Raw genomic sequence first — 22,445 nt, 5'->3', positions numbered from 1 at the left:
CGGACGGCACTGATGCTCCTATGACGCTGCTATGTCCTGTCAAGCGTTGATGGGGTTGGGGGGACTGCCCCGGGTTTGGTTGACCCGTGGGGTTGAGTGGTTCAGGCCGCGTGTGCGGGCCTGTTGATTGTCTCAAACTCGATGGGCGTGAGCCGTCCGAGGCGTCGTTGCCGCCGGCGGCGGTGGTAGGTCCGTTCGATCCAGGTCACGATGGCCAGGCGTAGCTGGTGGCGGGTGTGCCAGCGTTGCCGGTCGAGGACGTTGCGTTGCAGCAGGGCGAAGAACGACTCCATCGCGGCGTTGTCGCCGCAGGCGCCGACGCGGCCCATCGAGCCGACCAATCCGTTGCGGTGCAGCGCTTTGACGTACTTCCGAGACCGGAATTGACTGCCGCGGTCGGAGTGCACAATCGTGCCGGCCGGGCTCCGCAGCCGGGCCGCGTTACGCAGTGCCGCGACGGCCAGGGACGCCTTCATCCGGGTGTCGATGGAGTAGCCGACGATCCGACCGGAGTACACGTCCTTGACCGCGCACAGGTACAGCTTGCCCTCGGCGGTGGGGTGTTCGGTGATGTCGGTCAGCCACACCCGGTTGGGCGCGTCGGCGGTGAAGCGGCGTTGCACCAGGTCGTCGTGCACCGGCGGCCCGGCCCGCCGGGTCAAACCCTTCTTCTTGGCGAACACCGACCAGATGCGCTGCTGTGAGCAGAGCCTGGCCACCCGGTTCGGGCCGGCGGTGATGCCGTGGGCGGGTAGTTCGTCGGCGATGAACCGGTACCCGAACGCCGGGTCGTCGGCATGGATGTCGAGGGCGGCGTTGATCAGGTGCGCGTCGTCCCAGTCCCGCTGAGAGACCGGCTCGGCGCGCCACGCGTAGTAGGCCTGCTTGCTGAACCCCAGCACCCGGCAGGTCACCGCGACGGGGATCCCATCCGCGGCCAGGTCACCGACCAGCGGGTATGTCATTTTGGGGAGATCTCTTTAGCGAAGTAGGCCGCCGCCCGCCGCAGGATCTCGTTCTCCTGCTCCAGGACCTTGTTCCGCCGACGCAGCTCACGCAGCTCAGCGGACTCGCTACTGGTGGTCGCGGGACGGACGCCGTCCTCGACGTCGGCGAGCTTGAGCCAGCGGTGCAGACACGACTCGGAGATCCCGAAGTCCTTCGCGATCTGCGACAGGGGCGCCTCGCCCTTACGGGCGACCGCGACCACGTCACGGCGGAACTCCGGCGGGAACGCTTTCGGCATGACAGACATCCTTCCAGCGAGGAACGCATCCTCACAGGTCAGGAGTCAACCGAACCGGGGGCAGTCCCTGGCCCCGTTTGCTGCCGTTCTGCGCAACGCACAGATCGGCGGTCACCCTAAGATGCGACGGCAGATGTTGGGTGCCGTGATGCGGCGCGAGCATCAACGCGTAGTGGGCAGGGTTGAGGTCGGTTCTGGCCAGCCAAGACAGCACTGGTGGGCCGGCGTCGCCGAAGACAATGAGCCGACCCGACGCGGCGGCAGCGGGTGTCGGCGGCGCTGGCCACCTGCCGTCCCGGCGCTTGGGTCGAGGTGGATGATCTGTTTGCCTCGATGCGTGATACGGGCCTTTCGCCCACGGTTGCGCGCAGTGATCGGGCGCTGTGGAAGCTCTACCTGGTTGACGCTCAGTACGGCAGTCTCGGCTACGCCGGATTCGGTGAGTGGGATATCCTGGAGGGCCGGTACACCCTTGCGGTCATCTTCGAGTACGCGGCCACGCTGGGCCTCGTTGACGTCGCCTATGACGGGCCAGTCGGTGCGCGCGACGACTACCACGGCAACTGGGGCGCCGACGACCTCGACTACCTGAGCCGCTACGACGGGCTGCGGGCGCTGCGTCTCACCGGGCTCGGTGCGTATGCCCTCGGCCTGACCGGGTCGTACCGGCCGCCGGCGGACGCAGCGCCGATCCGTAACCTGAAGGTCTTGTCCAATCTGGATGTGGTCGCCACCGGCGAGCTGAGCCCGGCCGACCGCCTCGTCCTCGACGCCTATGCGAAACGGACCGCCGAACGGGTCTGGACGCTGACCACGGACAGCGTACTCGCCGCCGTCGCCGCCGGTCGCAGCGCCGACCAACTCCGCGACTTCCTGGCTGGTCGCCTGGCGCAGCCCAAGCTGCCCGCCGCTCTGCTGGTGTTGCTCGACGACGTGACCGCCCGGGCCGGGCGACTACGCGACCTCGGTCAGGTGCGTCTGATCGAATGCGCCGATCCGGCACTGGCCGCACTGATCCATCACGACCGCCGGCTCCGGCCGCTCTGCACTGCGATCGGTGAACGGCACCTCGCCGTCCCAATGGAACAGGAACCGGCCTTCCGCCGGGCGTTGCAGGCGCTGGGTTACGCCCTACCCGTTCGATGAGCCCGAAAATGATCGGCTCGCTACCGACATGGCGGTTCGATAACCGGATCGCCGTGCCCGGCTCGCTGGCATCGTCGTCGAGCCGTGGGGGTGTCCCTCGGTCCGGTTGGTAACGTGCGTGGTTTGGTGGCCGTCGGGCCGCGAGGAGGCCAATGGGCAAGAACAGTCGTGAGCGGCACAAGGCCAAGCGGAAGGCCGCCGAGGCGGCTCAGCGTCGGCGGGCCGCCGGGACCTCTGGTCATGATGACCTGCAGGGCCTGTTCGGCGGGCCGCACATGCCGTCCGAGCGTCAGCTCGCGGAGCAGATCATCGATCAGGCGGTGCATGCCCAGCACCGCGACGAGACCGCCGAGCTGGACCGCTGCCGCGCCCTGCTGACTGCCGGTCCCGGCGGGACTGCCGGCATCCAGGTCGTCAACCGGGCCTTGCTGGCCTATCTGCTCCGGCAGGTCGAGCACGCCTGGCGGCGCGGTTGGCAGCCGGCCGAGCTGGTACGGGTGGCCCGCCGCGAGTACGGCACCCGTCACGGTCGGCTCATGGTCGACGCCGTCGCGGCGCAGATGCGTAGCTATTCCACCGCGACCGTCGATCCGCGGTGGCAGTCGCAGCTGACTGCCGTCGACGCGCGGGTGTGGTGGGAGCACGACGATCACTATCTGACGGTCTGGGGCGAGCGGCAGGGCCTCGACCGCGGCGGTGTGATCGCCACCATGATCGAGGTGCTCTGCCTTCTCGCGACGCTGCCGCTGATCGAGCCGGTCGGTCCGATGCCGGGCACCGCCGGGGCCGCCGCGGTGACACCGCCGGTCGATCTTGATCAGCGGATGCTCCATCGGGTTCGGGCGTTGCTGGCGAAGGCGGAGTCCACCGACTTCTCGGAGGAGGCCGACGCGTTCACGGCGAAGGCGCAGGAGTTGATGGCCCGGCACCGCATCGATCACGCCCTGCTCGCCGCGACGACGGGCGAACGTGACCAGCCGGTCACCCGCAGGGTGGGCATCGACAATCCGTACGAGGCGCCGAAGACGCTGCTGCTACAGGTCGTCGCAGAGGCCAACAGCTGCCGGGCGGTGTGGATGAAGCGGTTCGGCTTCACCACCATCGTCGGCTTTCCGGCCGATCTGGAGTCGACCGAACTGCTGTTCACCTCGCTGCTCGTGCAGGCGACGAGGGCGATGACGCAGGCCAAGCCGAGCACCGACCAGTACGGACGCAACACGACCCGCTCGTTCCGGCAGTCATTCCTGACCGCGTACGCATCGCGGATCGGTGAACGGCTCGACGCCGCCACCGAGGGGGTGGACCGGGAGATGAACGCGTCGGCGGACGCCGCCCAACTGCTGCCGGTCCTCGCCGCACGCGACGACGCGGTGCGCGATGCCTTCGAAAAGCAGTTCCCCGAGCCGACCCAGCACGCGACGGCCATCAGCAACCGGGCGGGCTGGGCGTCGGGCCGGGCCGCGGCCGACCGGGCTTCGCTGCATGGGCGGCAGGCCGTCGCACCCGGATGATCGGCTGGTGCGCCGGAACGTGATACCTGGCACAGATCTGGCTCCGAAGCCGCGATCCCGCTGCGAGTCAAGGTTGACGTGATCGCGGCCCGTCCGATTGCCTCGTCGACGGAGGTCGACTACCGTCGCGACCTGGGTAGGCAGAGTGGGAGCGGGCCACCGGTGATGGTCGCCGACTGGTTCGCATGGTGGTACCTCCGGCCCACCGACAGCTCTTGAGCTGGGCAAACGCGAAAGCGGATGTGGCGGTGCACGAACCCTTTTCGATCAGGGTTGCTGCGGTTTTGGGGCTGAGCAGACACCGGACCTGGTAGCGGCTCAGGGCAGTGGCCGGTCCGGAGACGCGGCCGACGTGCGTCATCCAGGCAATGATGACGTCGCCACACCTCTGCCGCTGCCTGCGTCGAGATCAGGTGCGTGGATTTGCCGCCGATCGGGCTGTTCTCGACGCTGGCCGAGTCACGGAGCCCACCAAGCCCGCTTATTCTGCCCTGAATCATTAGAGTACGTGAGGGACCTCTTGAGTGTTGCAAGCCGCTCAGGCTTCCGCTTCTGTCGATGAGCGGATGTCTATGCCTGCGCGCTCTCCGGCGGTTCGACGCGCTGCTGTGCTGGATGGCGACGCTGGCCGTCGGGTAGATCGGCCTGCCGCTGGTCTGATCGAAATGACTCAACGGGACCGGTGCGTCGGTTATTCGGTATCGCCTGGATGGGAACGGATGTCAGGCGGATCAGGGTGATGCCGTAGGCGACGATCCACACGACCCAGATCAGCCAGCTGACAAGGCCGAGGAGACCGACCGGACCGGGGTCGTCGATGACCAGGGGGCTCAGCACGGCCGAGCCGAACTGGAGTGCGGCGGCCAGCAGGCCGATCCCGCTGTGCCAGCGGCGGATCAGGCCGGCGCGTCGGCCGCTGATGGACAGGCCGGTCATGGCCAGTGCCAGGAAGGTGCCGTTGAAGATGAACAGCGCGTTGTGCAGTGCCCAGAGTCCGGCGATCGTGCTGCTGTCCTGCGCGGTCGTTGACGCGAGCGCGAGCCGCGTGGCCATCACGCCGCTGAAGGTTATGTTCTGCAGGATCACCCCGGCGAATCCGACCAGAGACCAGGCTGTGCCTTGCTCGCGGTCGGATCGCCACAGCACGGAGACCGCGCCGGCGCCGAACAGGGTGGCCAGCACCCAGGCGATCGGTGCAAGTGCTGACGCGAGGCCGACGGTGTTCTGTTGGGTGGTGAAGAACTGGACAACGTCGTTGGTCTCCGCACCGGTGTGGGGCAGGCCGGCTGGTACCAGGAAGGCGTTGATGGAGACGATCAGGATGGCGAAGCCGAGTCCGGCGAGTCCGGCGATCCGTGAGAACGTCCAGGTGCTTCGTTCGACACCGAGTTTACGTGACATGTATTCAATATAAGTTCCGGAAACCGAAGGGGGCAAGCCATGACCGCCGAGGCAGGCAGGCGCAGGTACGAGTCGCTGCGCCGGGCGGCGCAAGCGGCAGAGACCAGGGGTGAGATCGCCAGCGCCGCTCGTCGGCTGTTCCTCTCCCGGGGCTGGGCGGCGACCACGGTACGTGACGTGGCGCGGGAGGCCGGGGTCTCGGTGCCGACCGTCTACGCGGTGTACGGGAACAAGACCGGGCTGACCCGAGCCCTGGCCGACGCGGCAGACATCGCCGCGGATCCATCGCAGTCGCTCGCCGAACTGGAAGGGGCCGAGAACGATCCGGTGCGGCAGCTCGCGGCGATGGCCGGCTACGACCGGCGCCTCTTCGAGCGCGCCGGTGACGTCATCACGCTCGTGCGCGAGGCGGGCCGCACCGAGCCCGACCTGGCGAGCGTCTACCGCGACGGCCGTCAGCGGGGGGACGAAACCAGGATCCAGGTGTTCTCGTCGTGGCCGGGCGGCGTTCTCCGGCAAGGATTGGACATACCGTCGGCCGTCGATATCTACGCGGCGATCTGCAACATCGACGTCTACACCACACTGACCGACGAACGCGGCTGGCAACCCGATCAAGTCGAACGCTGGTGGACCGAGGCCCTGGCCCGCGAACTCCTGACCTGAAGTGTCATGAGGCGCCTCATTTCAGGCCGTCCTGGTACGGAAGATTACGAGGTAGACGACGACCACTAAGGCCACGCCACCTCGTCCCACGGGCACCGCATCCAAAGCCGGGCGGGTACTGACCGCGCCTGGCCGTCGGCAAGCCGGTCGCACTTGATCCGGTATCCGCTTCTGTAATCCCCTACACCACAACGGATCCCGTCGACTCACTTCACGTAGTCAACGGGGTAACCCAACACTCTCTCAGCCGACCGTGGCGACCGAGAGAGCGACGAGCAGGAAGGCCGCGAGATAGGCCCACGAACGGTATCCCTGAAACCACTCCCAGCGGTTACGGCGCTCTTGCCAGCGCTCCGGAGGGAAATCCTTGTCCCAGCGCAGTGTGGACAGGTTGATCGGCACGTTCACGACCACGGTCGTGACGATGCCCGTGGCCCAGGTCGCGGCCGCAACCCAACGCAACACCTCGGGCAGCCCCGCCCCATCAGGGCGGGCCGCGTAGCTGATAGCCAGCACGAGCGAAGCCGTCATCAGCACCGGCATCACAATGCCGAAGGTACGCAGCAGACCCTGTTCGACCAGGATGTGGTCACGCGGCGCCAGACGCTTGACCACCGGATGCACAAAAGCATAGGAACCGAACTCGGCGCACGCCGTGAACCCCAGCACCGCGACGGTGGCGAACATCAGCACGTCCATCCCCGGTCCTCTCATCGTGCCGGTCTGCACAGTGTCACGCCCCAAGCGGCGAGCTGCGCCGCAGCATCCGCGGCGTGACACCGCACATGAGAAAGCACGGCTGGAGCCGATCGCCGCGATCGCTAGTGCTCCCGCCGAAGTGGCTGATCGGCAGCCCACGTCTCGCGAAGGTTATTGATTGATTGATAACATGTCAACCATGGGCCAGAAACGAGTCTCCTCGTCCCAGCGGCGCGCTTCCGTGCTCGCTGCGGCGATCCGGATCTTCGGCAGCAAGGGCTTCGCCGCAACCACCACGGCAGACATCGCCCGCGAGGCCGCCGTGAGCCAGCCATACGTGGTGTCCCTGTTCGGCAGCAAAGACGCGCTCGTCCGAGCCGCGATCGAGCACGCGCTCGACAGGGTGGTCGAGGTGTTCGAGCAGACGATCGACGACGACGCACCTGGCGACCTCGCACCGCGTATCGGTGTCGCCTACCTTCAACTGTTCAAGGAGCAGGGATTGCAACTCTGCCTCGCGCACGCCTTCACCGCCGGCACCGATCCGGAGATCGGGCCACTCGCCAGAGACGGCTTCCTCCGCGTCTACCAAGTGCTCGTCAACCACGGCCATCTCACACCCGAACAAGCCAGTCAGACCCTCGCCGCCGGCATGATGGCCAACGTCATCCTCGGCTTACGTCTGGCCGACGACTATGACCGTGAACCCGTAATACGCGAACTCCTCTCGGCGACCTACCCGAGCAATGTCGAGCTCCTCCGGACCGTCACCGGTGCCTACGATGGCGTCGCCCCTCTACAAGGTGGGGCCGGCGTTTGATCCGCTGGTACTCGTCCTTCTGGTGAGGTGACAAGGCGTAGTCAAAAGTAGCCATCCTGGTGGCAAGGGCGGTCCGCCCGACGGCGGGCGGTCCTGTCTGTCGTACGTTGATGATCGCCGGGTGAGTGCACCATCGACTGCTCGATCGTCACCGGTAGTCAATCTGGATCCACGCGCCCTCAGCTGCCTACGATGCCCCGCTGACGAACGGCCGAAACTGATACAGCAGGTCCCTGAGCTGCGGGAATGCGGTTCGTTTTCTGCCACATCCGGTCCACCATGCAAACGCCCTGCTCAACCATGCTGTCGGCGACCCGGGCGAACCGCGTCGAGGTCCGGGCCGGCGCCGTCAGTCCGCACTGAGTCCGCAGCGGCACGACCCGCCGCCCGGTCCAGGCGGTCCGCCACCTGGTCCAGATCGTCCTCGAACAGGTCCGCGTACACGTCCAGCGTCATCGCCGCCGAGGCGTGCTCGAGCATCCGCTGGACCGCCTTCACGTTGGCGCCCTCGGCCACCGCGAGACTGGCCGCCGTGTGCCGCAGCTCGTGCGGTGCCAGGCCGGCGCCGGCCCGGCCCCGGCCTGCTGGCGACCTCCGGCCGGCATCGGCCGGGCCGGCCGGCCACCCTGACGGACGACCAGGACGCAGAAGACCTCGGGGCTCCGCCCCGAACCCCGGCCCTCCTCAGAGATGCCGACGAGGAGATCAGCTTTTGAACTCGCCGTTTACAACACCACCTCCACCCACCCTTTGTGGTCTACCGCCGAACTGGCTACCGCCGTATGGCGCTTTCACCGAGGATTCGTACTCTCATGGCCATGAAAACCCGCACTCCTGCACTGGTGGCCGTACTCGGCGCGTCTGCCGCGATGCTGCTGGTGGTCGTCGGGTTCGTCGCGGCCGCAATCCTGTCCGGCAGCGACGATCCGGCCGAGGTGAGCGCGTGCCAGGAGTCGGTGCACGCTGGGGAGGTGAAGGTCCGTACCGACCGCTGGGATCCGCCGGAGGAGATGCCGGATCTCGGCGATTACCCTGAGGTTCACTGGCAAGTACGCGCGTTGGGCAACCCATGTACCAGAGTGCCGGGTCCGACGGACTGGGCGTACCAGGGTGTGGTCAAGCTGCGTCCGGAGGACGCGCGGCGATTGGCGGAGCGATACGAGTTCGTGCCGTACGTATCTGTCAAGCTTGATGAGCTTCCGCACTCCAGCACCCCTTCGGACGCGTGGCTCGCTCTCGTGCCGTTCCTGCCGGCGGAGCCGCGGTGGTTACACAGCAGGTTGTACAACGAGGGGAATCCGTCGACGCGGTGGCGGGTCGCGTTCCTGGATGTCGAGCACCAGACGCTCTTGTTCATGCTGAACGACCATTAACCTGTCTGGTCCCTATGGTCAGCGTGCTGTGCCGGGGTCGGGGGTAGCCCGGCACCCGGAGCAGATCGGCAATCATCTCGTTGCCTGCATCGATGGCCTGCTGTTCGACCGGCTGGCCGGGCGGGCGCCAGCACCGCCCGGCCACCCGGAACAGCCCCGGGCCTGCTCCACCTCGAGGTGCCGGATCGCTGCGGCCGCCTCGGACAGCGGGTCCGTCCTACACGAGGGACGCCCCCGAGACTGCGCTCTCCGGATCTTCGCAAGAGGAGCGCGGGGAATCCGCCGAGGGTTCCCCGCACTCCGACTCCAGGAAGGGTCAGCCTCTGACCTCTTCCGCGACCCTGGCCTGTGTGAAGCCGAGGTCGCCTTCGGTGCCCGGCGTCCGGGCATCCACCAGTTGGCCTTGCCGCACAGTTCCATCACCGCGGGGACGAGGACCATCCGGACGATGGTGGCGTCGATGAGTACGGCGACGGCCATGCCCAGACCTCCCTGCTTGACCGCGACGTCGTGGCCGAGCAGGGAGGTCGTGAAGACGGCGATCATGATGGCGGCCGCGGCCGTGATGACCTTGGCGGTCCGTGCCAGCCCGCGAGTGACGGCCATCCGGGTGTCGCCGGTGCGCTCGTACTCCTCACGGATCCGCGAGATCAGGAAGACTTCGTAGTCCATCGACAGGCCGAACAGGACCGGGAACATCATCATCGGCACCCAGGTCGTGATCGGCATTTCGGTGGGGAAACCGAGGGCCGAGCCGAGCCATCCCCACTGCACGACCGCGACGAGCACGCCGTAGGCGGCGCCGATCGACAGCAGGTTCATCACGGCGGCCTGCAGCGCGATCGTGACCGACCGGACCAGCGCGATCAGCAGCACCACGGACATCGCGATGACGACCGCGATCATTAGGGGCAGGCGCGAGCCGACCTCGTCTGCGTTGTCGATCGTGGCGGCGTTCGGGCCGCCGACGTAGACCCCTTCGCCGCCGGGCGCCTTGGGCAGCACGTCGTCACGGAGTTGGTGCACCAGGTCCGCGGTCGCCTCGTCCTGGTATCCGGTCTTAGGGAAGGCTATGAAGGTGGCGGCCTGCCCGTCCTCGCTGATCCGAGGCTGCGTGGCGTAGGCGATGCCCTCGGTCTTGCTGACCGCTTCGACGACGGGACGCAGATCGGCGTTCTTGGAGTCGACCTCGGTGGCGAAGATCAGGGGTGCGCCGTAGCCGGGACCGAAGCCCTCGGAGACGATCTTGTGTGAGGTGTAGCTGCTCCTGTCGTGGGGCTGGACACTGGCGTCGGGCAGGCTCAGCCGCATCGACAGCATGGGGGCGGCCAGCACCAGCAGGACCGCGCCGGCCAGAACCGCGGCGACCAGCGGCTTGCGCTGCACCACGCCCGCCCAGCGCTCGGCGGGAGTGCGGCGCTCCCGAGACGGGACACCGTCGGCCCTCTGCTTGCGGGACGTGCGACGGGGCAGGCGCAGCGAGTTGATCTTGTGGCCGGTGAAGCCCAGGAACGCCGGCAGCAGGGTCACTGCGGCGATCATCGTCACCAGCACGATCACCGACGTGGCGACGGCCACTCCGGTCATCAGCCTCTGTCCCATGACGATCAGGCCCAGCAACGCGATCACAACGGTCGTGCCGGCGAACAGCACCGCGCGTCCTGCGGTGGTGATGGCCTTGACAGTGGCGCTCTCGGGCTCATCGCCGTCCTGCAGGCTGTCCTTGTACCGGGTCAGGATGAACAGTGCGTAGTCGATGCCGACACCGAGCCCGATCATCGCGGCGAGGATCACAGTGAAATCCGGCGAGGGGACCACGTGCCCCACCAGCTTCATCAGGGCGATGCCGGCGATGATCGCCAGCAGTGCGGTCACGATCGGCAGGCCCATCGCCACCAGTGACCCGAAGGCGATGAACAAGATCACCGCTGCCGCCAGGACGCCCACGCTCTCGGCCGGACCCTGCGGAGGTGTCTCGGCCTTCGCTGCCTGGTCCCCGCCCAGCCCCAGCGTCACGCCGTCACCGGAGGCTTCCTTGACCGTGGTCACCAGGGGCTCAACGGCGGTCTTCTTCACCTCCTTGTCGGTCAGCGGGATGGTCGTACGGGCGATACGACGATCCTTCGTCACCAGATCCTCGTCCTGATACGGCGAGGTCACCGGTCCTGTAATGGGTGAGGCGTCCAGATCGGCGATGACCTTCTCGATCTTCTGCCGGGCGGCGGGGTCGTCGATCCCCTTCTCTGCCTTGATCGCAAGAGTCAGCGTGTCCCCTTGCTGCTCGGGGAAGTGCTTCTCGATCAGAACCTGCGCCCTGGCGGAATCGGAGTCTCCACCGGAGAAGTCGTTGTCGGAGGCGGCGCCGAAGCCGAAGCCGACGATCGCCACGGCGATGACGCCGACGATCCAGGTCAGGAGGACCAGGCGACGGCGCCGGTAACAGAACCGGGCTAGTCCCGCCAGAGCCCCATCCGTACGGGAAGTCTCGGTTGTCATCAATCTCTCCTCAAGTCGTTGAGTGTTGCACTCGATCGGTGTTCATTCCGGCGCCGAAAATGCGTGTTAGCAGAACCGCTGTTTCCCGTGGTGCGTTTCGCAGCGGGGCGAGAGTCACCGACTCGGCGAGCTCTTCCAGCACCGTGTTGATGACGTCCAAGTCGGCAGGGGAGAGGGATGGGGCTCGACGGGCCAGCCGATGCAGTTCGGCGTCGATGATTGTCCGGGTGTGCCGGTGGACCAGGACAAGGAGATTCGACTTGAGATCGTCCGCGCACCCACCGGGCTGAGGAGCGGCGCGGGCTGGATCAGTGGCCATGGCCCGAGATTCCGCCGTGCGGGCCGCCAAATGGCGTCGTGACGCCGTCGTAGTGCAGTCGCAGCATCATGCCCTGATGCGCGTGGGGCAGGTTGTGGCAATGGTTCATCCAGATTCCGGGATTCGTAGCGCGGAACGAGACCTCCCATTTCTCGCCTGGCCGGACGTCGAAGGTGTCCACCCACAGCGGACTGCCCGTCGACGGCGTTCCGTTCCTGGACAGGATCAGCACGGGATGGCCGTGCAGGTGCCAGGGGTGCGTTTCCAGGCTTCGGTTGACGACGGTGAACCGGACGATGTCGCCTTTGGCGACGAGCTGATCGGGGACGGAGGGGTGGCCTCGGCCATTGACGGTCTGCGCGTACGCCGGTCGGCCGTCGACCATGGCCACTCCGCGGTCGAGGACCATGGTGAAGTGCCGGTCGGCATTGCGGGTGTCGAAGGGCACGGCGGTCGGAGCTCCGTACCGCAGCAGGTCCAGCTCCGGCAAGTCGGACGTGTCCTCGACGCGCGCTTCACCGGGGGCATCGCCATGCGGCCGCATGCGCAGTCCGCCGTCACGATCGTCGTCGACAACGAGTGCCACGGACGTGTCCGGCATGAGGAACACCAGGTCGTATCGCCCGCCTGCGGGCAGGTGCAGTCCGACGCCGCTGACCTCCCCCGGCTGGTTGAGGTCTCGGCCGTCGACGGCCGTGATCCGGAACGGGGTTCCGGCGAGGACGATCCGGTGCGGATCCGAGTCGGTGTTGATCAATCGCAGCCGCACGGGTGTACCGGGTGGTGCGGGGTGTTCGGTCTGGCCGTCTCTGCCTGCGATCACGACGGTGCCGTCGAAGGTGTGCACGGGCAGGGTCAGGTCCACCTGCTCCGCCGCAGAGTGCTCGTCGGCTCGCCGTCCGTCGCGCGGTTTCACGACGAGGGTTCCGTACAGCCCCTTGTGTACGCCGACGTGGGACGCGTAATGGGTGTGGTACCAGTAGGTGCCCACCTGGTCGGCGCGGAACCGGTAGACGAAGTCCTCACCGGGTCCCGCGGCCATCTGGGTCACACCCGGCGCGCCGTCCTCGCCGCACGGTACGTCGTAGCCGTGCCAGTGCAGGGTCACGCCGCCCTCGATGTCGGCGTTGCGCAGCCGCACTTCGATCAGGTCACCCTGGGTCGCGGTGATCGCCGGACCCGGGACCTCGCCGTTGTAGGTCCACGCGTCGATCTCTCGTCCGGACGGGAGCCGTACGGTGGCCTTCTTCGCGGTGAGCACGTGCCGCCGCACGGTGCCACCCGGTGCCGGTGAGCCGGAGCCCCGTAGGTCGGCCACCGACACGGCCGCTCGGGACGAGCGTCCCGGGCCGCCTCCCCTGCTCACCGATTCGGCGGGGAGGAACGACAGCCCAGTGCCGGCACCGGCCGCGGTCACCACGACCGCGCCACCGGTCCAGCCGAGGAACCGGCGGCGCGAGATCGCGCGTCGACCCTCCGGTGCCTGAGCGACGCCCGCACCAGCGGCGTTCCCGGTGGGCGGCGCGATCACCCGCGCGGTCAGCAACGCGCCGGCGCACACGAGTGAGATCGTGATCAAGGCCGTGCTCACGGTGAGCGGGTACCCGACCAGGAAGGTCACCACAAGACCGGCCAGTGCCGCGTAAGCCGCAGTGAACACCGAAACCACGCCGTCTACCGACGCTCCGTCGCCTCGCCCCCGTCTCGCCGCGAGCAGTTGTGGGCCTACGAGCAGCACGGCGACGGCCCCGGCGACCCCCAGCATCGGCAGCCCCAGTAGCACCTTCTCCTGTACGAACCACCAGCCCCGGCCGGCCAGTATCGCCACGCTGACCACCCGGGCCAGCGTCACGAGCACCGCCGCGACGAGAACGGCGAGCGCCAGCCGGGTTCGCCGGAGCGCCAGCATGACGCCGGTCGCGAACCACGCCGCGACGCCCAGCAGCGCGACGACGTGGTCCAGGACGATCAACAGCCTCGTGCTCATGGCGCCTGTCGCGTGGGTGCGGCCGGCCCGGACAGCTGCCTGGCCTGGCGGACGATCATCCCGGCCATCGCCAGGATGGCGAGACCGTTGACCGCGTGCAGACCGAAGACGAGCCCGCCGGCGGTCGAGCTGCCGCCGGTGCCGTTGAGCGCTGTGGCGATCCCCTTGATCACGAACTCGACAACCGCGAGCCCCGCGACCAGGCCGCTCATCCCGATGAGCCGCCCGGGCATCCGGGCTGTCGCGGCGACGATGGCCACCAGGACCGCGAGCAGGACAATTCCGCCGCCCAGCGCGCGGTGCGGTTGGAAGGACTCATCGTTGGGTGCCGTGTCGAACGCACCGCTGGCGGCCAGGAAGAACTGCGTGACGACGGCCAACATCTGTAGGGCCGCCAGGCCGGCGAAGAATCTACGCATGGTGCGCTCCTCGAAGTGGGTGGGGGTGATCGCTCATGGCGGCGATCATCGCGCCGGGGAGGCTGCCGTGGCCTCGGACAGCGGGTGGCAGCGTCTACGCAATTGGCCGTAGACGACCTCGTATCTCACTACGCCCGCCGGCGTAGCAGGTCGCGCGTCTGGGCCCAGATTCGCCTGTGGACGAGAACCGTAGGATCGCTGCATGGAACAGCGTGCCGTGTCGTTCTCCCTGCGGGTGGTGGCGCAGGACGTGGCGCTCGCGCTCTTCGTCACCGTGATGCAGGTGCAGGGCACGGTCGCCCGCGTTGCCGTCGACGGGGCATCGCGTCCGCTCGCCGACCTCGGCAACCTCGGATACGCGCTGCTGGCGTTGAGTGGCCTGGTCGTGGCCGTCCGCCGCCGGTGGCCGGTTCCGGTGTTTGTCACCACCGCACTCGTCAGCTTGGTGTATTTCAGCCTCGACTTCCCGGACGGGCCCGGCTGGCTCGGGCTCTTCGTCGCCCTGTACACCCTCACCGCGTACGGCGACGGGCGCCGGTCGCTGGTGTTGGCTGGCTTCGGTACCACGGTGCTCGCCGTCGGATGGCTGGTCGCCGCGGCCGACATCGAGCCACGCGCCGCCATCGGCTGGGTGTTCTTCCGGATCGGTGCGTCGGTGATGAGCGCGGCGCTCGGCGAGTCCGTTCGGTCTCGACGGGTCATCGCAGCCGAAGCTCAGGAGCGTGCCGAGCTGGCTGAACGGACTCGCGAGGAGGAGGCGCGGGCGCGGGTCGACGCCGAACGGCTCCGGATCGCGCGCGAGGTCCACGACACGGTTGCGCACGCCATCGCGATCATCAACGTCCAATCCGGTGTCAGCGCGCACGTGCTCGACAAGAGGCCGGAAGTGGCACGCGAGGCGCTGCAAGTCATCGAGCAGACCAGTTCTCGGGCGCTGCGGGAGATGCGCGCCATCCTCGGGGTACTCCGTGACGACAACAACGGGCGCGTGCCGTACCCCGGGCTTGGGCAGATCGAGGAACTCACCGCCAAGGCACGCGATGCCGGACTCGACATCAACCTCGAAGAGACCTCGCCCGCGACGCCGTTGCCGAGCGCGGTGGGGAGTGCTGCCTACCGAATCCTGCAGGAATCGATCACCAACGTGATCCGCCACGTCGGCCCGACTCGGGTGACGGTGGCGCTGAACCCGGGGGTCGACGTCTTGGAGATCCGCGTGACCGATGAGGGCCGCCGTGCCGCCACAGGTGATGACCCCGCCTACCCGCACCTACCGGCCCAGTATCCGACCAGCACCGGCAGTTCGGCCACGCCCGGCCACGGGATCCTCGGAATGCGCGAGCGCTGTCAACTGCTGGGCGGAGAACTCGACGCCAAGCCGACTCCGGGCGGAGGGTTCGAAGTCACGGCCCGGCTGCCCCTCGCGCCGACCGGGTCGCGCCTGTGAACGCAGCGGCCGCGTCACCGTTAACCAACGCTCCGATCAAGGTGCTGCTCGCCGACGATGAGGGTCTCGTGCGATCCGGGTTCAAGGTCCTACTCGAACTCGAAGACGACATCACGGTGGTGGGAGAAGCCACTAACGGCGCCGAAGCCGTCGAGCGGGCCCGCGCCACCCGCCCCGACGTCGTCCTCATGGACATCCGCATGCCAAAGCTGGACGGGATTCGAGCCACCACCCAGATCGCCGAGACGCACGGGTTGGAGCAGGTCCGAGTCCTCATCCTGACCACCTACGACACCGACGAGTACGTCTTCGAGGCACTGCAAGCCGGCGCCAGCGGCTTCCTGCTCAAAGACGCCGGACCGGCCGAGCTCCTGCATGCCATCCGGGTGGTCGCCGCCGGAGACGCGCTGCTCGCGCCGCGGATCACCCGACGCCTCATCAGCCAGTTCACCGCGCAACGAACAGCCACCCAGGCCGCGGAGGACCGGCTCGCGGTGCTAACCCAGCGCGAGCGTGAAGTGCTAGCCCTGGTGGGATTGGGCATGAGCAACAACGAGATCGGCATCGAGTTGTTTCTCAGCCCAGCCACCGCGCGCACCCATGTCAGCCACGCGATGGCGAAACTGGGTGCGCGCGACCGCGCACAACTGGTTGTCATCGCTTACCAAACAGGACTGGTCAGTCCTAGTAAGGCATGAATGCGTAGCGCGCTACGACGTGATCATGTCGGGCGGCCCACGTCACGGTGTCCGCCGACGTACCGGCGCAACCGCCACAACTGGCCCCTGAGCTGCTGGGAGGCGGTTCGGGTTCTGGCACATTCGGTCCACTCCATGACGTGATCTCGCTGTTGACCTGCACTTTTCCGGTTCGTGTGACCGGACGGCTCCACCGGTAGGTCGCGGTACACGAACAACCGGGGACAGCCGTCCGCTACGGCAACCCTCGGGAAATGCATCAGGTGGGCGAGAATTCAACGACCACAGTCTGATGACCGGAGCGATACAAGGGTTCTGCTCCTCATCGACGTCGGGCCTCGCACTCCTCTGGACTGGGCGGATACGGAGCCCGGCACGGCAGCGGTGGTCGACTGCTCAAGCAGCAGCGGACGAAGTCTTGGATGACGGGATTGGCGTGGTCGCCGGCTGCCCAGGCCACGCCGATCTGGCTAGGGCTGACGCCGCTGACGGGCCGGTAGACGATGCCAGGGCGGGCGTAGAAGCGGGCGGCGGATTCGGGGCCAAAGCGATGCCGTAGCCGTTGGCGATCGCACTGAGACAGTCGTCGGGCTGCACGGCGACGGCGCCGATGCGGACTCGGTGGCCATCGCGTTCGTCAGCCGCCAGCCAGACGTCCCGCCACCGCCCGGTCTCAGCGGGGGCCGCGACGAAAGGTTCGTCCCACAGGTCCGGGAAGGGAATCACCTCTCGGGCGGCCAACGGGTGAGCCGTAGGGAGCGCGAACACACACCCTGCGGCTCGCCTTCCCCCAGCCAGGAACAACGCTGCGCCGCCTCACCGACCGCCCAAGCGACTGAAGACCGACGAAAGCGTTCTTACCGCTTGCGCAGCCTCGTACAACCGTTCCGGCTCGGATCCCCCTTCTAGCTCGTTGCTTCAGAGCCGCGAAGGTACGCGCCAGGGTCAGCGAACTGTTCCGGTGCCGCGTGGAGGACTCCGCGCTCGACAATAGAGCGAAGTGCTGCTGCTTATTGCATGCGCTTCGAAAGGAAACGGCGCGCCACTCCGATACATGCGCCTTTTCCCTCGTGGGGCTGAGCAGGGAGAAAGCGGCCCCGAAGCAGGCACGGCCGCGTAGAGGGCAAATCCCAGGACACCTCAGGCCGCCCTCGTTCGCCCGGAAGAGTTGCCGCTTGCACCGAAGCGAGGCGGTCGGACTCACGCGCCACAGCAGGTCCAGCGCTTCGCGGTACTACACATCACTCGCCGCGTCTGCTGCCAACCGACCAAGGTCGTCAGCTCCAGAAAGGAGGCACCGATGAAGATTCCGCTCGGCATCCAATACTCGGATGCCTCTGCTTCACGGAGCGTCTATGGCACAACCATTGCCAGATTTTCCCAATTCCAATGACAATGCATATAATTGTGTCGTCGATCAGTCGACACAGGACCACCAACGTACATCACCCACGGTGATCGTTCCATTAGATCCGCCCGGCCTCAATTTGACCGCCGCTCGCCGGCTTCTACGGATACTTCTCGCCGCCCACGGACAGCTACCGCGCGCCGAAAGTGAGGAAGAATGAACACTGACCGAGGATTCAACCGGCACGGGTCGGATCAAGGGGCCTTCGCTGCTCAACCTCTGCGATTCGCCTTCTACGGGCGAGTGTCGACCGAGGACCAGCAGGACCCGGAAGCATCCCGGGCCTGGCAGCTATCTCGATCGCGAGCCCTGATCGAGCCGGTAGGCGGACAGGTGGTCGAAGAGTTCTTCGACATCGGGCTGTCCCGATCCCTGCCGTGGAGACGTCGCGGCGAGGCGACCCGCCTGCTCGCCGCGCTCCGCGACCCGCACCGAGGCTTCGCTGCCGTCGTGATCGGTGAACCCCAGCGCGCCTTCTACGGCAATCAGTTCGGGCTCACCTTCCCCCTGTTCGAGCACTACGGTGTCGAACTGTGGGTGCCTGAGGTCGGTGGGGCTGTCGACCCGGGCAGCGACGCTCACGACCTCGACATGGCCCTCTACGGAGGCATGAGCAAAGGCGAGCGCAACCGCATCAAGGTGCGAGTCCGCAGTGCCATGGCCGCCCAGGCCGCAACCGAGGGACGATTCCTCGGTGGACGGCCACCCTACGGCTACCGACTCGTTGACGCCGGCCCCCACCCCAATCCGGGCAAGGCCGCCGACGGTCGACGGCTGCACCACCTGGAAGCTGACCCGCTCACCGCACCCGTCGTACGACGCATCTACACCGAGTACCTCGCCGGACAGGGCATCTTCGCCATCGCCGAAGGACTCACCCGCGACAGCATCCTCTCCCCCTCGGCCTACGACCGGCGACGCAACCCACACCGCACCACCACGGCATGGAGCAAGAGCGCCATCCGCGTCATCCTGACCAACCCCCGGTACACCGGCCGCCAGGTGTGGAACAAACAACGCAAGGCCGAAATCCTGATCGACGTCGACGACGTTGCCCTCGGACACGAACCAAGCTGCGCTGGAACCCCGCCAACGAGTGGATCTACTCCGGCGCCCTGGCACACGAACCACTCGTGGACGACGAGACGTACACCAATACCCAGACGCTGATCGCCAGTGCAGGACGGCGTCCCGATGGAGTCACGAAGCCCCGGGCCAGCAAACGCAACTACGTGCTGTCCGGCCTCCTGCACTGCGGCATCTGCCACCGGCGCATGATCGGCAGCTTCAACAACGACCGCAACAACTACCGCTGCACCTACGCCGCCGAGTACGCCGACGCCAACCGCATCGCCCACCCCCGCAGCGTCTACGTCCGCGAGGACCACATCCTCGAACAACTCGACCCATGGCTCGCCCGAGCCTTCTCACCCAGCCAACTCACCGCAACCGTCCACGCCATGGCCGAAGCGCAACACGACGACGCCGACCAACAGGCGATCAAGGCGGCACGGGAAACCCTCGCCACCTGCACCACCCGGCTGGACCGCTACCGCGCCGCCCTCGACAGCGGCGCCGACCCCGCCGTCGTCAGCCGATGGATCGCCGACGTCCAAGCAGAACAGGTCACTGCCGAGGCCAAGCTGCGCCGCCTCAACGGACGCCAGACAATGAGCCCCGACGAGATCCGCCGCATCGTGGAAACCCTGGGAAACATCACGGCCGTCCTCCGCGACGCCGACCCCGCCGACAAGGCCCTGATCTACCGCGAATTGGGGCTGAACCTGACCTATCGGCCAACCGCCCGCACGGTATCCGCTCAGGCAAACCCAAGTGGATCATGTACTAAATTGTGTCCGAGGGGGGACTTGAACCCCCAAGCGCCGTGCCGTTGACCTGCGCCGATCCTATGAGCCCTGCTCAGGTCGTGTCTAGTCGTGCTCCGTTGTGGCCGCTTGTAGCTCTCTGTTCCCGCCGGTTATCCCGCCGGGATCACCGTTGATCTTGCCCAAGCGAAGGGGGCCGGCGCATCGCACCGGCCCCCAGCTATACGGCTACGGTCAGACCGTGACCGTCCCGTGCACGGTGTCGGCGGCGTCGACCGGGACTTCCTCCCACATCCAGTGACCGCCCATCACAACGTACCGGCCGTGCTCGTCCGGCTCGATCCGCAGCTCCGGCTCGTCCAGGGCCCGGCGGTCGACCAGGATCACGTCGCCGTCCCACCGCATCTCCGGCACGTCGGCGTCGAGCGTGCGGCTCAGCCTCGGCTCGGTCATGCCCTGGGCCTCGTACACCGCCCGCCAGTGCCGGCGGGCCGCCTTCTGGTCGGTCACCACCGCGGCGGCGACGTCGCGGGTGCAGGACCACACCGCCCAGCCGTTCCAGCGCCGGACCACCGTGCCGGCGTACGCGGACTCGAAGCGGCGGCCGCCGTCGTACGGGTACTCCAGCCACTCCCCCGCGAAGTACCCGGACTCACCGGGTTGCAGGGTCGGGTCGAGGTCGAGGGGCGCGCCCGTCTCGGCGGGCGGTCGGTCAAGAGTCATTTCCACGTGAACTCCTTCGGTCAGTCGAACAGGGTGGGGGCCGGCGGTTCGCGCCGCTCGGCCATCTCGGGCACTTCGTGGCCGGTCTGCTCTTCCCACCAGGCCGCGAACATGCGTCGGTGGCACCAGTTGTCTGGCGGCGGCACCGATAGGTCGCAGAAGCAGAGCAGGACGAGACGGTCGTGGCCTGCGTAGTCCGCGATCTCCGCGAACTGCTCGGCGATCAGGTCGACGCCGATGCCTTCCAGCCGCTCTAGGTAGAGGTGCCGGTACGGGCCCTCGGCCATCTTGAGCATCCCGTAGGTCGGCGCGAGGAACCGCGCGAACCCGGCCAGCTCGTACGGCAACGGGAACCGGGGCTTGCCGACGGTCGTACGGACCGGCGCGCCCTGCTCGGGCCGGAACCGCTGGTAGCGGCTCGTGAACAGCTGCAACTCATCCTCCATCTTGGGGTGCTGCGTCGTGCGTGTAGAGAGCTCCGATCTCCGGGATCAGCTCCTCCAGGTGGGCGCCCAGCGCGTCCAGGGCGGCAGCGACGACGGCCGGCGGGCCCCAGATCCTCAGCAGCTCCAGCTCCTGGATCCGGTCGCCCTCGGCGACGTCGACCAGCTCGGCGTCGGGCAGCGGCGGCAGCGGCAGGACCGCCTTCGCCTCCACCATCGCCACGTGGACGCCGCCGCCGAACGCGAACACCGTCATGCCGCCGCTCCCATCGCCAGTCGCTTCTGCCGGCACTTCGGACCGAGCCGCTCGGCGCGTGCCCGCGGGGTGCGCAGCGGTCGCCCGCAGTCCTCGCACTCCACCAGCTCCTCGTCCGGGCTGGCCGCCACCTGGTCAGGCATCGGCTACCTCCTCCCTCGCAGCCGGGCGGCGATCGCCCGGCACCATCCGCGGTCGATCCCGAGCCGCTGCGCCACGTCGTCCGGCTCGTAGCCGTCGACCAGGTAGCGGGTGGCCAGGGTCGCCACGGCGTCGTCGACCGGCGCGTTGTTCGACGCCGGCCGGGCGACCGTGGAGCGGCCCCGGCGCGGCGGCAGCTCGGCTCCCGTCTCACGCCGGGTGGCGCGGGCCCTGGCCAGGGCCAGGTCCCGCGCCGTCTTCGGCTCCGCGTCGGTCACCGGGCCCGCCGCCGCCGGTGCCGCAGCCGCCGCCGGTACTCGACGTGCATCTCCCGCAGCCGCTTCCGCCGGTAGTCCGCCAGGCGGACCAGCATCGGGAGCGCCCGGCGGATCGCTGCGCCGATCTGGCGGAACACCTCGCGCAGCACCTTGCCGACGGCCTCGAACTGCCGTCGCAGCGCCTCCATCGCCGCCCGAACGTGGGCGACCTGCTCGGCGTTGAGCTGCGGCACCTGGACGGCGGGCGCGGTCACGCTGCCGCCCTCGCCTCGGTCCGGGCGTCGGCCGGCGCCGACAGCGGCACGACCGCCGCCGGCTGTTCGGCCAGCCACTGTCGCCCGACGCGCGCCAGTCGCTCGACCAGCTCGTTGCGGATCTTCTGCGCGCCCTCGGCGTGCTGCTCCAGGTAGGCGAGGACCTTGCGGGACTCGGGGTCGGTCTTGGCCTTCTCCCTCGCCGGCGCGAGCAGCCACCGATCGTTGGCGGCCACCTCCATGTCGGCGACGTCGCACGCGAACTTGATGCCTTGCAGCTCGGCTGCCTTGTGGATCGCGTCGACCACGGCCTCGGCCAGGTCGCGCCGGTCGCGCTCGCGCAGCTCCAGGCCGAGGTCTTCGGACGCTGCGGCCAGCGCGGCGGCCGCCATCTGGCGGACCGCGAGGTAGCCGGGCAGGGCCGTCTTGACTCGGCCGGCCTCAGCTTCGACCTGCTCGTTCCAGGTCATGCGGCGTCACCTCGGCCGGGTCGGTCGCCGCAATCCAGCATTGCGGCCGTACAGTCTGCGGGCACAGTGGCCCCCTCTCCGTTCGGTTCCTCTGGCAGCTGAGCTGCCCTGACTTCTGCGACGAGCGCCGGACCGGCGTGGTCGTCGAACACCGCGTCGAGGGCGACCCGGAAGGTCGCCGGCCCGAGCGGGACCGCGTTCAACATCCGCGCCTGCCGGTAGAGCTCGGCCTGCGCTCCTCGCATCGCCCGCTGAAGGCCGACCGGCCCGTACGGCAGCGGCCAGGCCCACAGGACCGTGACCACGCCGCGCGCACAGATCGCCTCCAACAGCCGCTTGTTGTACATAAACATTGTATCTTAATCCGGACTAACAGTCAAATTGTGACCGTACAGCCGGCGGGCGCAGAGAGGCGCGC

Annotated in this window: 25 protein-coding genes; 9 read left to right on the top strand and 16 right to left on the bottom strand. The window is 67.9% G+C overall.

The features are described from left to right. Positions 1-101 precede the first annotated feature (101 nt). Positions 102-1,246 (bottom strand): IS3 family transposase gene (locus ACWD6N_RS12305; protein ID WP_450004749.1). Its coding sequence is split into 2 segments (ribosomal slippage): positions 102-973 and positions 973-1,246, totalling 1,146 coding nucleotides; the frame shifts between segments, so codons are not numbered across the junction. Positions 1,247-1,513: 267 nt separating this feature from the next. Between ACWD6N_RS12305 and ACWD6N_RS12300 the strand changes: the two genes are divergently transcribed. Next, positions 1,514-2,392, top strand: coding sequence for a helicase-associated domain-containing protein (locus ACWD6N_RS12300; RefSeq protein ID WP_449940459.1), 879 nt, complete (start codon positions 1,514-1,516; stop codon positions 2,390-2,392). Positions 2,393-2,667: 275 nt separating this feature from the next. After that, positions 2,668-3,903 carry a DUF2786 domain-containing protein gene (locus ACWD6N_RS12295; protein ID WP_450004751.1) on the top strand — a complete coding sequence of 412 codons (1,236 nt, stop codon included), beginning with the start codon at positions 2,668-2,670 and terminating at the stop codon, positions 3,901-3,903. 570 nt (positions 3,904-4,473) lie between these two features. On the opposite strand, the gene ACWD6N_RS12290 is transcribed toward ACWD6N_RS12295, so the two are convergent. Continuing rightward, complete coding sequence (locus ACWD6N_RS12290; protein ID WP_354968708.1) at positions 4,474-5,304, bottom strand: hypothetical protein; 831 nt, start codon at positions 5,302-5,304, stop codon at positions 4,474-4,476. A gap of 39 nt (positions 5,305-5,343) precedes the next feature. Here ACWD6N_RS12290 and ACWD6N_RS12285 point away from each other — a divergent pair, with 39 nt between their 5' ends. Next, positions 5,344-5,970 (top strand): TetR/AcrR family transcriptional regulator, encoded by a 627-nt coding sequence (locus ACWD6N_RS12285; RefSeq protein ID WP_354968709.1) that lies wholly within the window; start codon positions 5,344-5,346, stop codon positions 5,968-5,970. Between the two features lie 243 nt (positions 5,971-6,213). On the opposite strand, the gene ACWD6N_RS12280 is transcribed toward ACWD6N_RS12285, so the two are convergent. Next, positions 6,214-6,669 carry a DUF1772 domain-containing protein gene (locus ACWD6N_RS12280; RefSeq protein ID WP_196926089.1) on the bottom strand — a complete coding sequence of 152 codons (456 nt, stop codon included), beginning with the start codon at positions 6,667-6,669 and terminating at the stop codon, positions 6,214-6,216. Positions 6,670-6,868: 199 nt separating this feature from the next. Between ACWD6N_RS12280 and ACWD6N_RS12275 the strand changes: the two genes are divergently transcribed. Beyond that, the gene (locus ACWD6N_RS12275) at positions 6,869-7,489 is read left to right on the top strand and encodes a TetR/AcrR family transcriptional regulator (RefSeq protein WP_387329812.1); all 621 of its coding nucleotides are present in this window, start codon (positions 6,869-6,871) and stop codon (positions 7,487-7,489) included. A 294-nt stretch (positions 7,490-7,783) separates the two neighbouring features. Here ACWD6N_RS12275 and ACWD6N_RS12270 read toward each other — a convergent pair whose 3' ends face one another. Then, positions 7,784-8,047 carry a tyrosine-type recombinase/integrase gene (locus tag ACWD6N_RS12270; protein WP_387329866.1) on the bottom strand — a complete coding sequence of 88 codons (264 nt, stop codon included), beginning with the start codon at positions 8,045-8,047 and terminating at the stop codon, positions 7,784-7,786. Positions 8,048-8,301: 254 nt separating this feature from the next. Here ACWD6N_RS12270 and ACWD6N_RS12265 point away from each other — a divergent pair, with 254 nt between their 5' ends. Further along, complete coding sequence (locus tag ACWD6N_RS12265; RefSeq protein WP_450004748.1) at positions 8,302-8,862, top strand: hypothetical protein; 561 nt, start codon at positions 8,302-8,304, stop codon at positions 8,860-8,862. A gap of 72 nt (positions 8,863-8,934) precedes the next feature. Here the strand turns inward: ACWD6N_RS12265 and ACWD6N_RS12260 are convergent, their stop codons facing one another. The 3 genes from ACWD6N_RS12260 to ACWD6N_RS12250 all read right to left on the bottom strand — a co-directional run bounded on the left by ACWD6N_RS12260 (position 8,935) and on the right by ACWD6N_RS12250 (position 14,083). Continuing rightward, positions 8,935-11,358 carry an MMPL family transporter gene (locus ACWD6N_RS12260; RefSeq protein ID WP_387329806.1) on the bottom strand — a complete coding sequence of 808 codons (2,424 nt, stop codon included), beginning with the start codon at positions 11,356-11,358 and terminating at the stop codon, positions 8,935-8,937. Between the two features lie 308 nt (positions 11,359-11,666). Continuing rightward, a complete protein-coding gene (locus ACWD6N_RS12255) occupies positions 11,667-13,664 on the bottom strand; it encodes a multicopper oxidase family protein (RefSeq protein WP_387329803.1) in 1,998 nt (665 codons plus the stop codon). Continuing rightward, positions 13,661-14,083 carry a DUF6220 domain-containing protein gene (locus tag ACWD6N_RS12250; RefSeq protein WP_387329800.1) on the bottom strand — a complete coding sequence of 141 codons (423 nt, stop codon included), beginning with the start codon at positions 14,081-14,083 and terminating at the stop codon, positions 13,661-13,663. Before ACWD6N_RS12250 ends, ACWD6N_RS12255 begins: the two co-directional genes overlap by 4 nt. A 202-nt stretch (positions 14,084-14,285) precedes the next feature. Here ACWD6N_RS12250 and ACWD6N_RS12245 point away from each other — a divergent pair, with 202 nt between their 5' ends. Both ACWD6N_RS12245 and ACWD6N_RS12240 read left to right on the top strand, forming a co-directional pair. Beyond that, the gene (locus ACWD6N_RS12245; protein WP_387329797.1) at positions 14,286-15,530 is read left to right on the top strand and encodes a sensor histidine kinase; all 1,245 of its coding nucleotides are present in this window, start codon (positions 14,286-14,288) and stop codon (positions 15,528-15,530) included. Beyond that, entirely contained in the window at positions 15,527-16,228 is a 702-nt protein-coding gene (locus ACWD6N_RS12240; RefSeq protein WP_387329795.1) for a response regulator transcription factor, read from the top strand. The genes ACWD6N_RS12245 and ACWD6N_RS12240 overlap by 4 nt, the downstream gene beginning before the upstream one ends. Before the next feature lie 396 nt (positions 16,229-16,624). On the opposite strand, the gene ACWD6N_RS12235 is transcribed toward ACWD6N_RS12240, so the two are convergent. Beyond that, complete coding sequence (locus ACWD6N_RS12235; RefSeq protein WP_387329863.1) at positions 16,625-16,954, bottom strand: type 2 periplasmic-binding domain-containing protein; 330 nt, start codon at positions 16,952-16,954, stop codon at positions 16,625-16,627. An 838-nt stretch (positions 16,955-17,792) separates the two neighbouring features. Between ACWD6N_RS12235 and ACWD6N_RS12230 the strand changes: the two genes are divergently transcribed. Both ACWD6N_RS12230 and ACWD6N_RS12225 read left to right on the top strand, forming a co-directional pair. After that, the gene (locus tag ACWD6N_RS12230) at positions 17,793-18,806 is read left to right on the top strand and encodes a recombinase family protein (RefSeq protein ID WP_450004747.1); all 1,014 of its coding nucleotides are present in this window, start codon (positions 17,793-17,795) and stop codon (positions 18,804-18,806) included. Continuing rightward, a complete protein-coding gene (locus ACWD6N_RS12225; protein ID WP_450004746.1) occupies positions 18,770-19,531 on the top strand; it encodes a zinc ribbon domain-containing protein in 762 nt (253 codons plus the stop codon). The genes ACWD6N_RS12230 and ACWD6N_RS12225 overlap by 37 nt, the downstream gene beginning before the upstream one ends. Positions 19,532-19,696: 165 nt before the next feature. Here ACWD6N_RS12225 and ACWD6N_RS12220 read toward each other — a convergent pair whose 3' ends face one another. From ACWD6N_RS12220 to ACWD6N_RS12185, 8 genes are read right to left on the bottom strand one after another with little or no spacing between them, the layout of a single operon-like run. Then, the gene (locus ACWD6N_RS12220) at positions 19,697-20,191 is read right to left on the bottom strand and encodes a hypothetical protein (protein ID WP_354966255.1); all 495 of its coding nucleotides are present in this window, start codon (positions 20,189-20,191) and stop codon (positions 19,697-19,699) included. 14 nt (positions 20,192-20,205) lie between these two features. Then, positions 20,206-20,631 (bottom strand): hypothetical protein, encoded by a 426-nt coding sequence (locus ACWD6N_RS12215; protein ID WP_354966256.1) that lies wholly within the window; start codon positions 20,629-20,631, stop codon positions 20,206-20,208. Continuing rightward, positions 20,621-20,884, bottom strand: coding sequence for a hypothetical protein (locus tag ACWD6N_RS12210; protein ID WP_450004745.1), 264 nt, complete (start codon positions 20,882-20,884; stop codon positions 20,621-20,623). The genes ACWD6N_RS12215 and ACWD6N_RS12210 overlap by 11 nt, the downstream gene beginning before the upstream one ends. Beyond that, positions 20,881-21,027 (bottom strand): DUF6011 domain-containing protein, encoded by a 147-nt coding sequence (locus tag ACWD6N_RS12205; protein WP_354966258.1) that lies wholly within the window; start codon positions 21,025-21,027, stop codon positions 20,881-20,883. The genes ACWD6N_RS12210 and ACWD6N_RS12205 overlap by 4 nt, the downstream gene beginning before the upstream one ends. A 3-nt stretch (positions 21,028-21,030) precedes the next feature. Next, positions 21,031-21,303, bottom strand: coding sequence for a hypothetical protein (locus ACWD6N_RS12200; protein WP_450004744.1), 273 nt, complete (start codon positions 21,301-21,303; stop codon positions 21,031-21,033). Beyond that, positions 21,300-21,557, bottom strand: a complete 258-nt coding sequence (locus ACWD6N_RS12195; protein ID WP_354966260.1) for a hypothetical protein — start codon at positions 21,555-21,557, stop codon at positions 21,300-21,302. The genes ACWD6N_RS12200 and ACWD6N_RS12195 overlap by 4 nt, the downstream gene beginning before the upstream one ends. After that, complete coding sequence (locus tag ACWD6N_RS12190; RefSeq protein WP_354966261.1) at positions 21,554-22,027, bottom strand: hypothetical protein; 474 nt, start codon at positions 22,025-22,027, stop codon at positions 21,554-21,556. The genes ACWD6N_RS12195 and ACWD6N_RS12190 overlap by 4 nt, the downstream gene beginning before the upstream one ends. Further along, positions 22,024-22,374, bottom strand: a complete 351-nt coding sequence (locus ACWD6N_RS12185) for a hypothetical protein (protein WP_450004743.1) — start codon at positions 22,372-22,374, stop codon at positions 22,024-22,026. Before ACWD6N_RS12185 ends, ACWD6N_RS12190 begins: the two co-directional genes overlap by 4 nt. Positions 22,375-22,445: the final 71 nt, after the last annotated feature.

Source organism: Micromonospora sp. NPDC005163, assembly GCF_053599835.1.
This window is presented reverse-complemented; position numbering and strand designations above follow the sequence as displayed.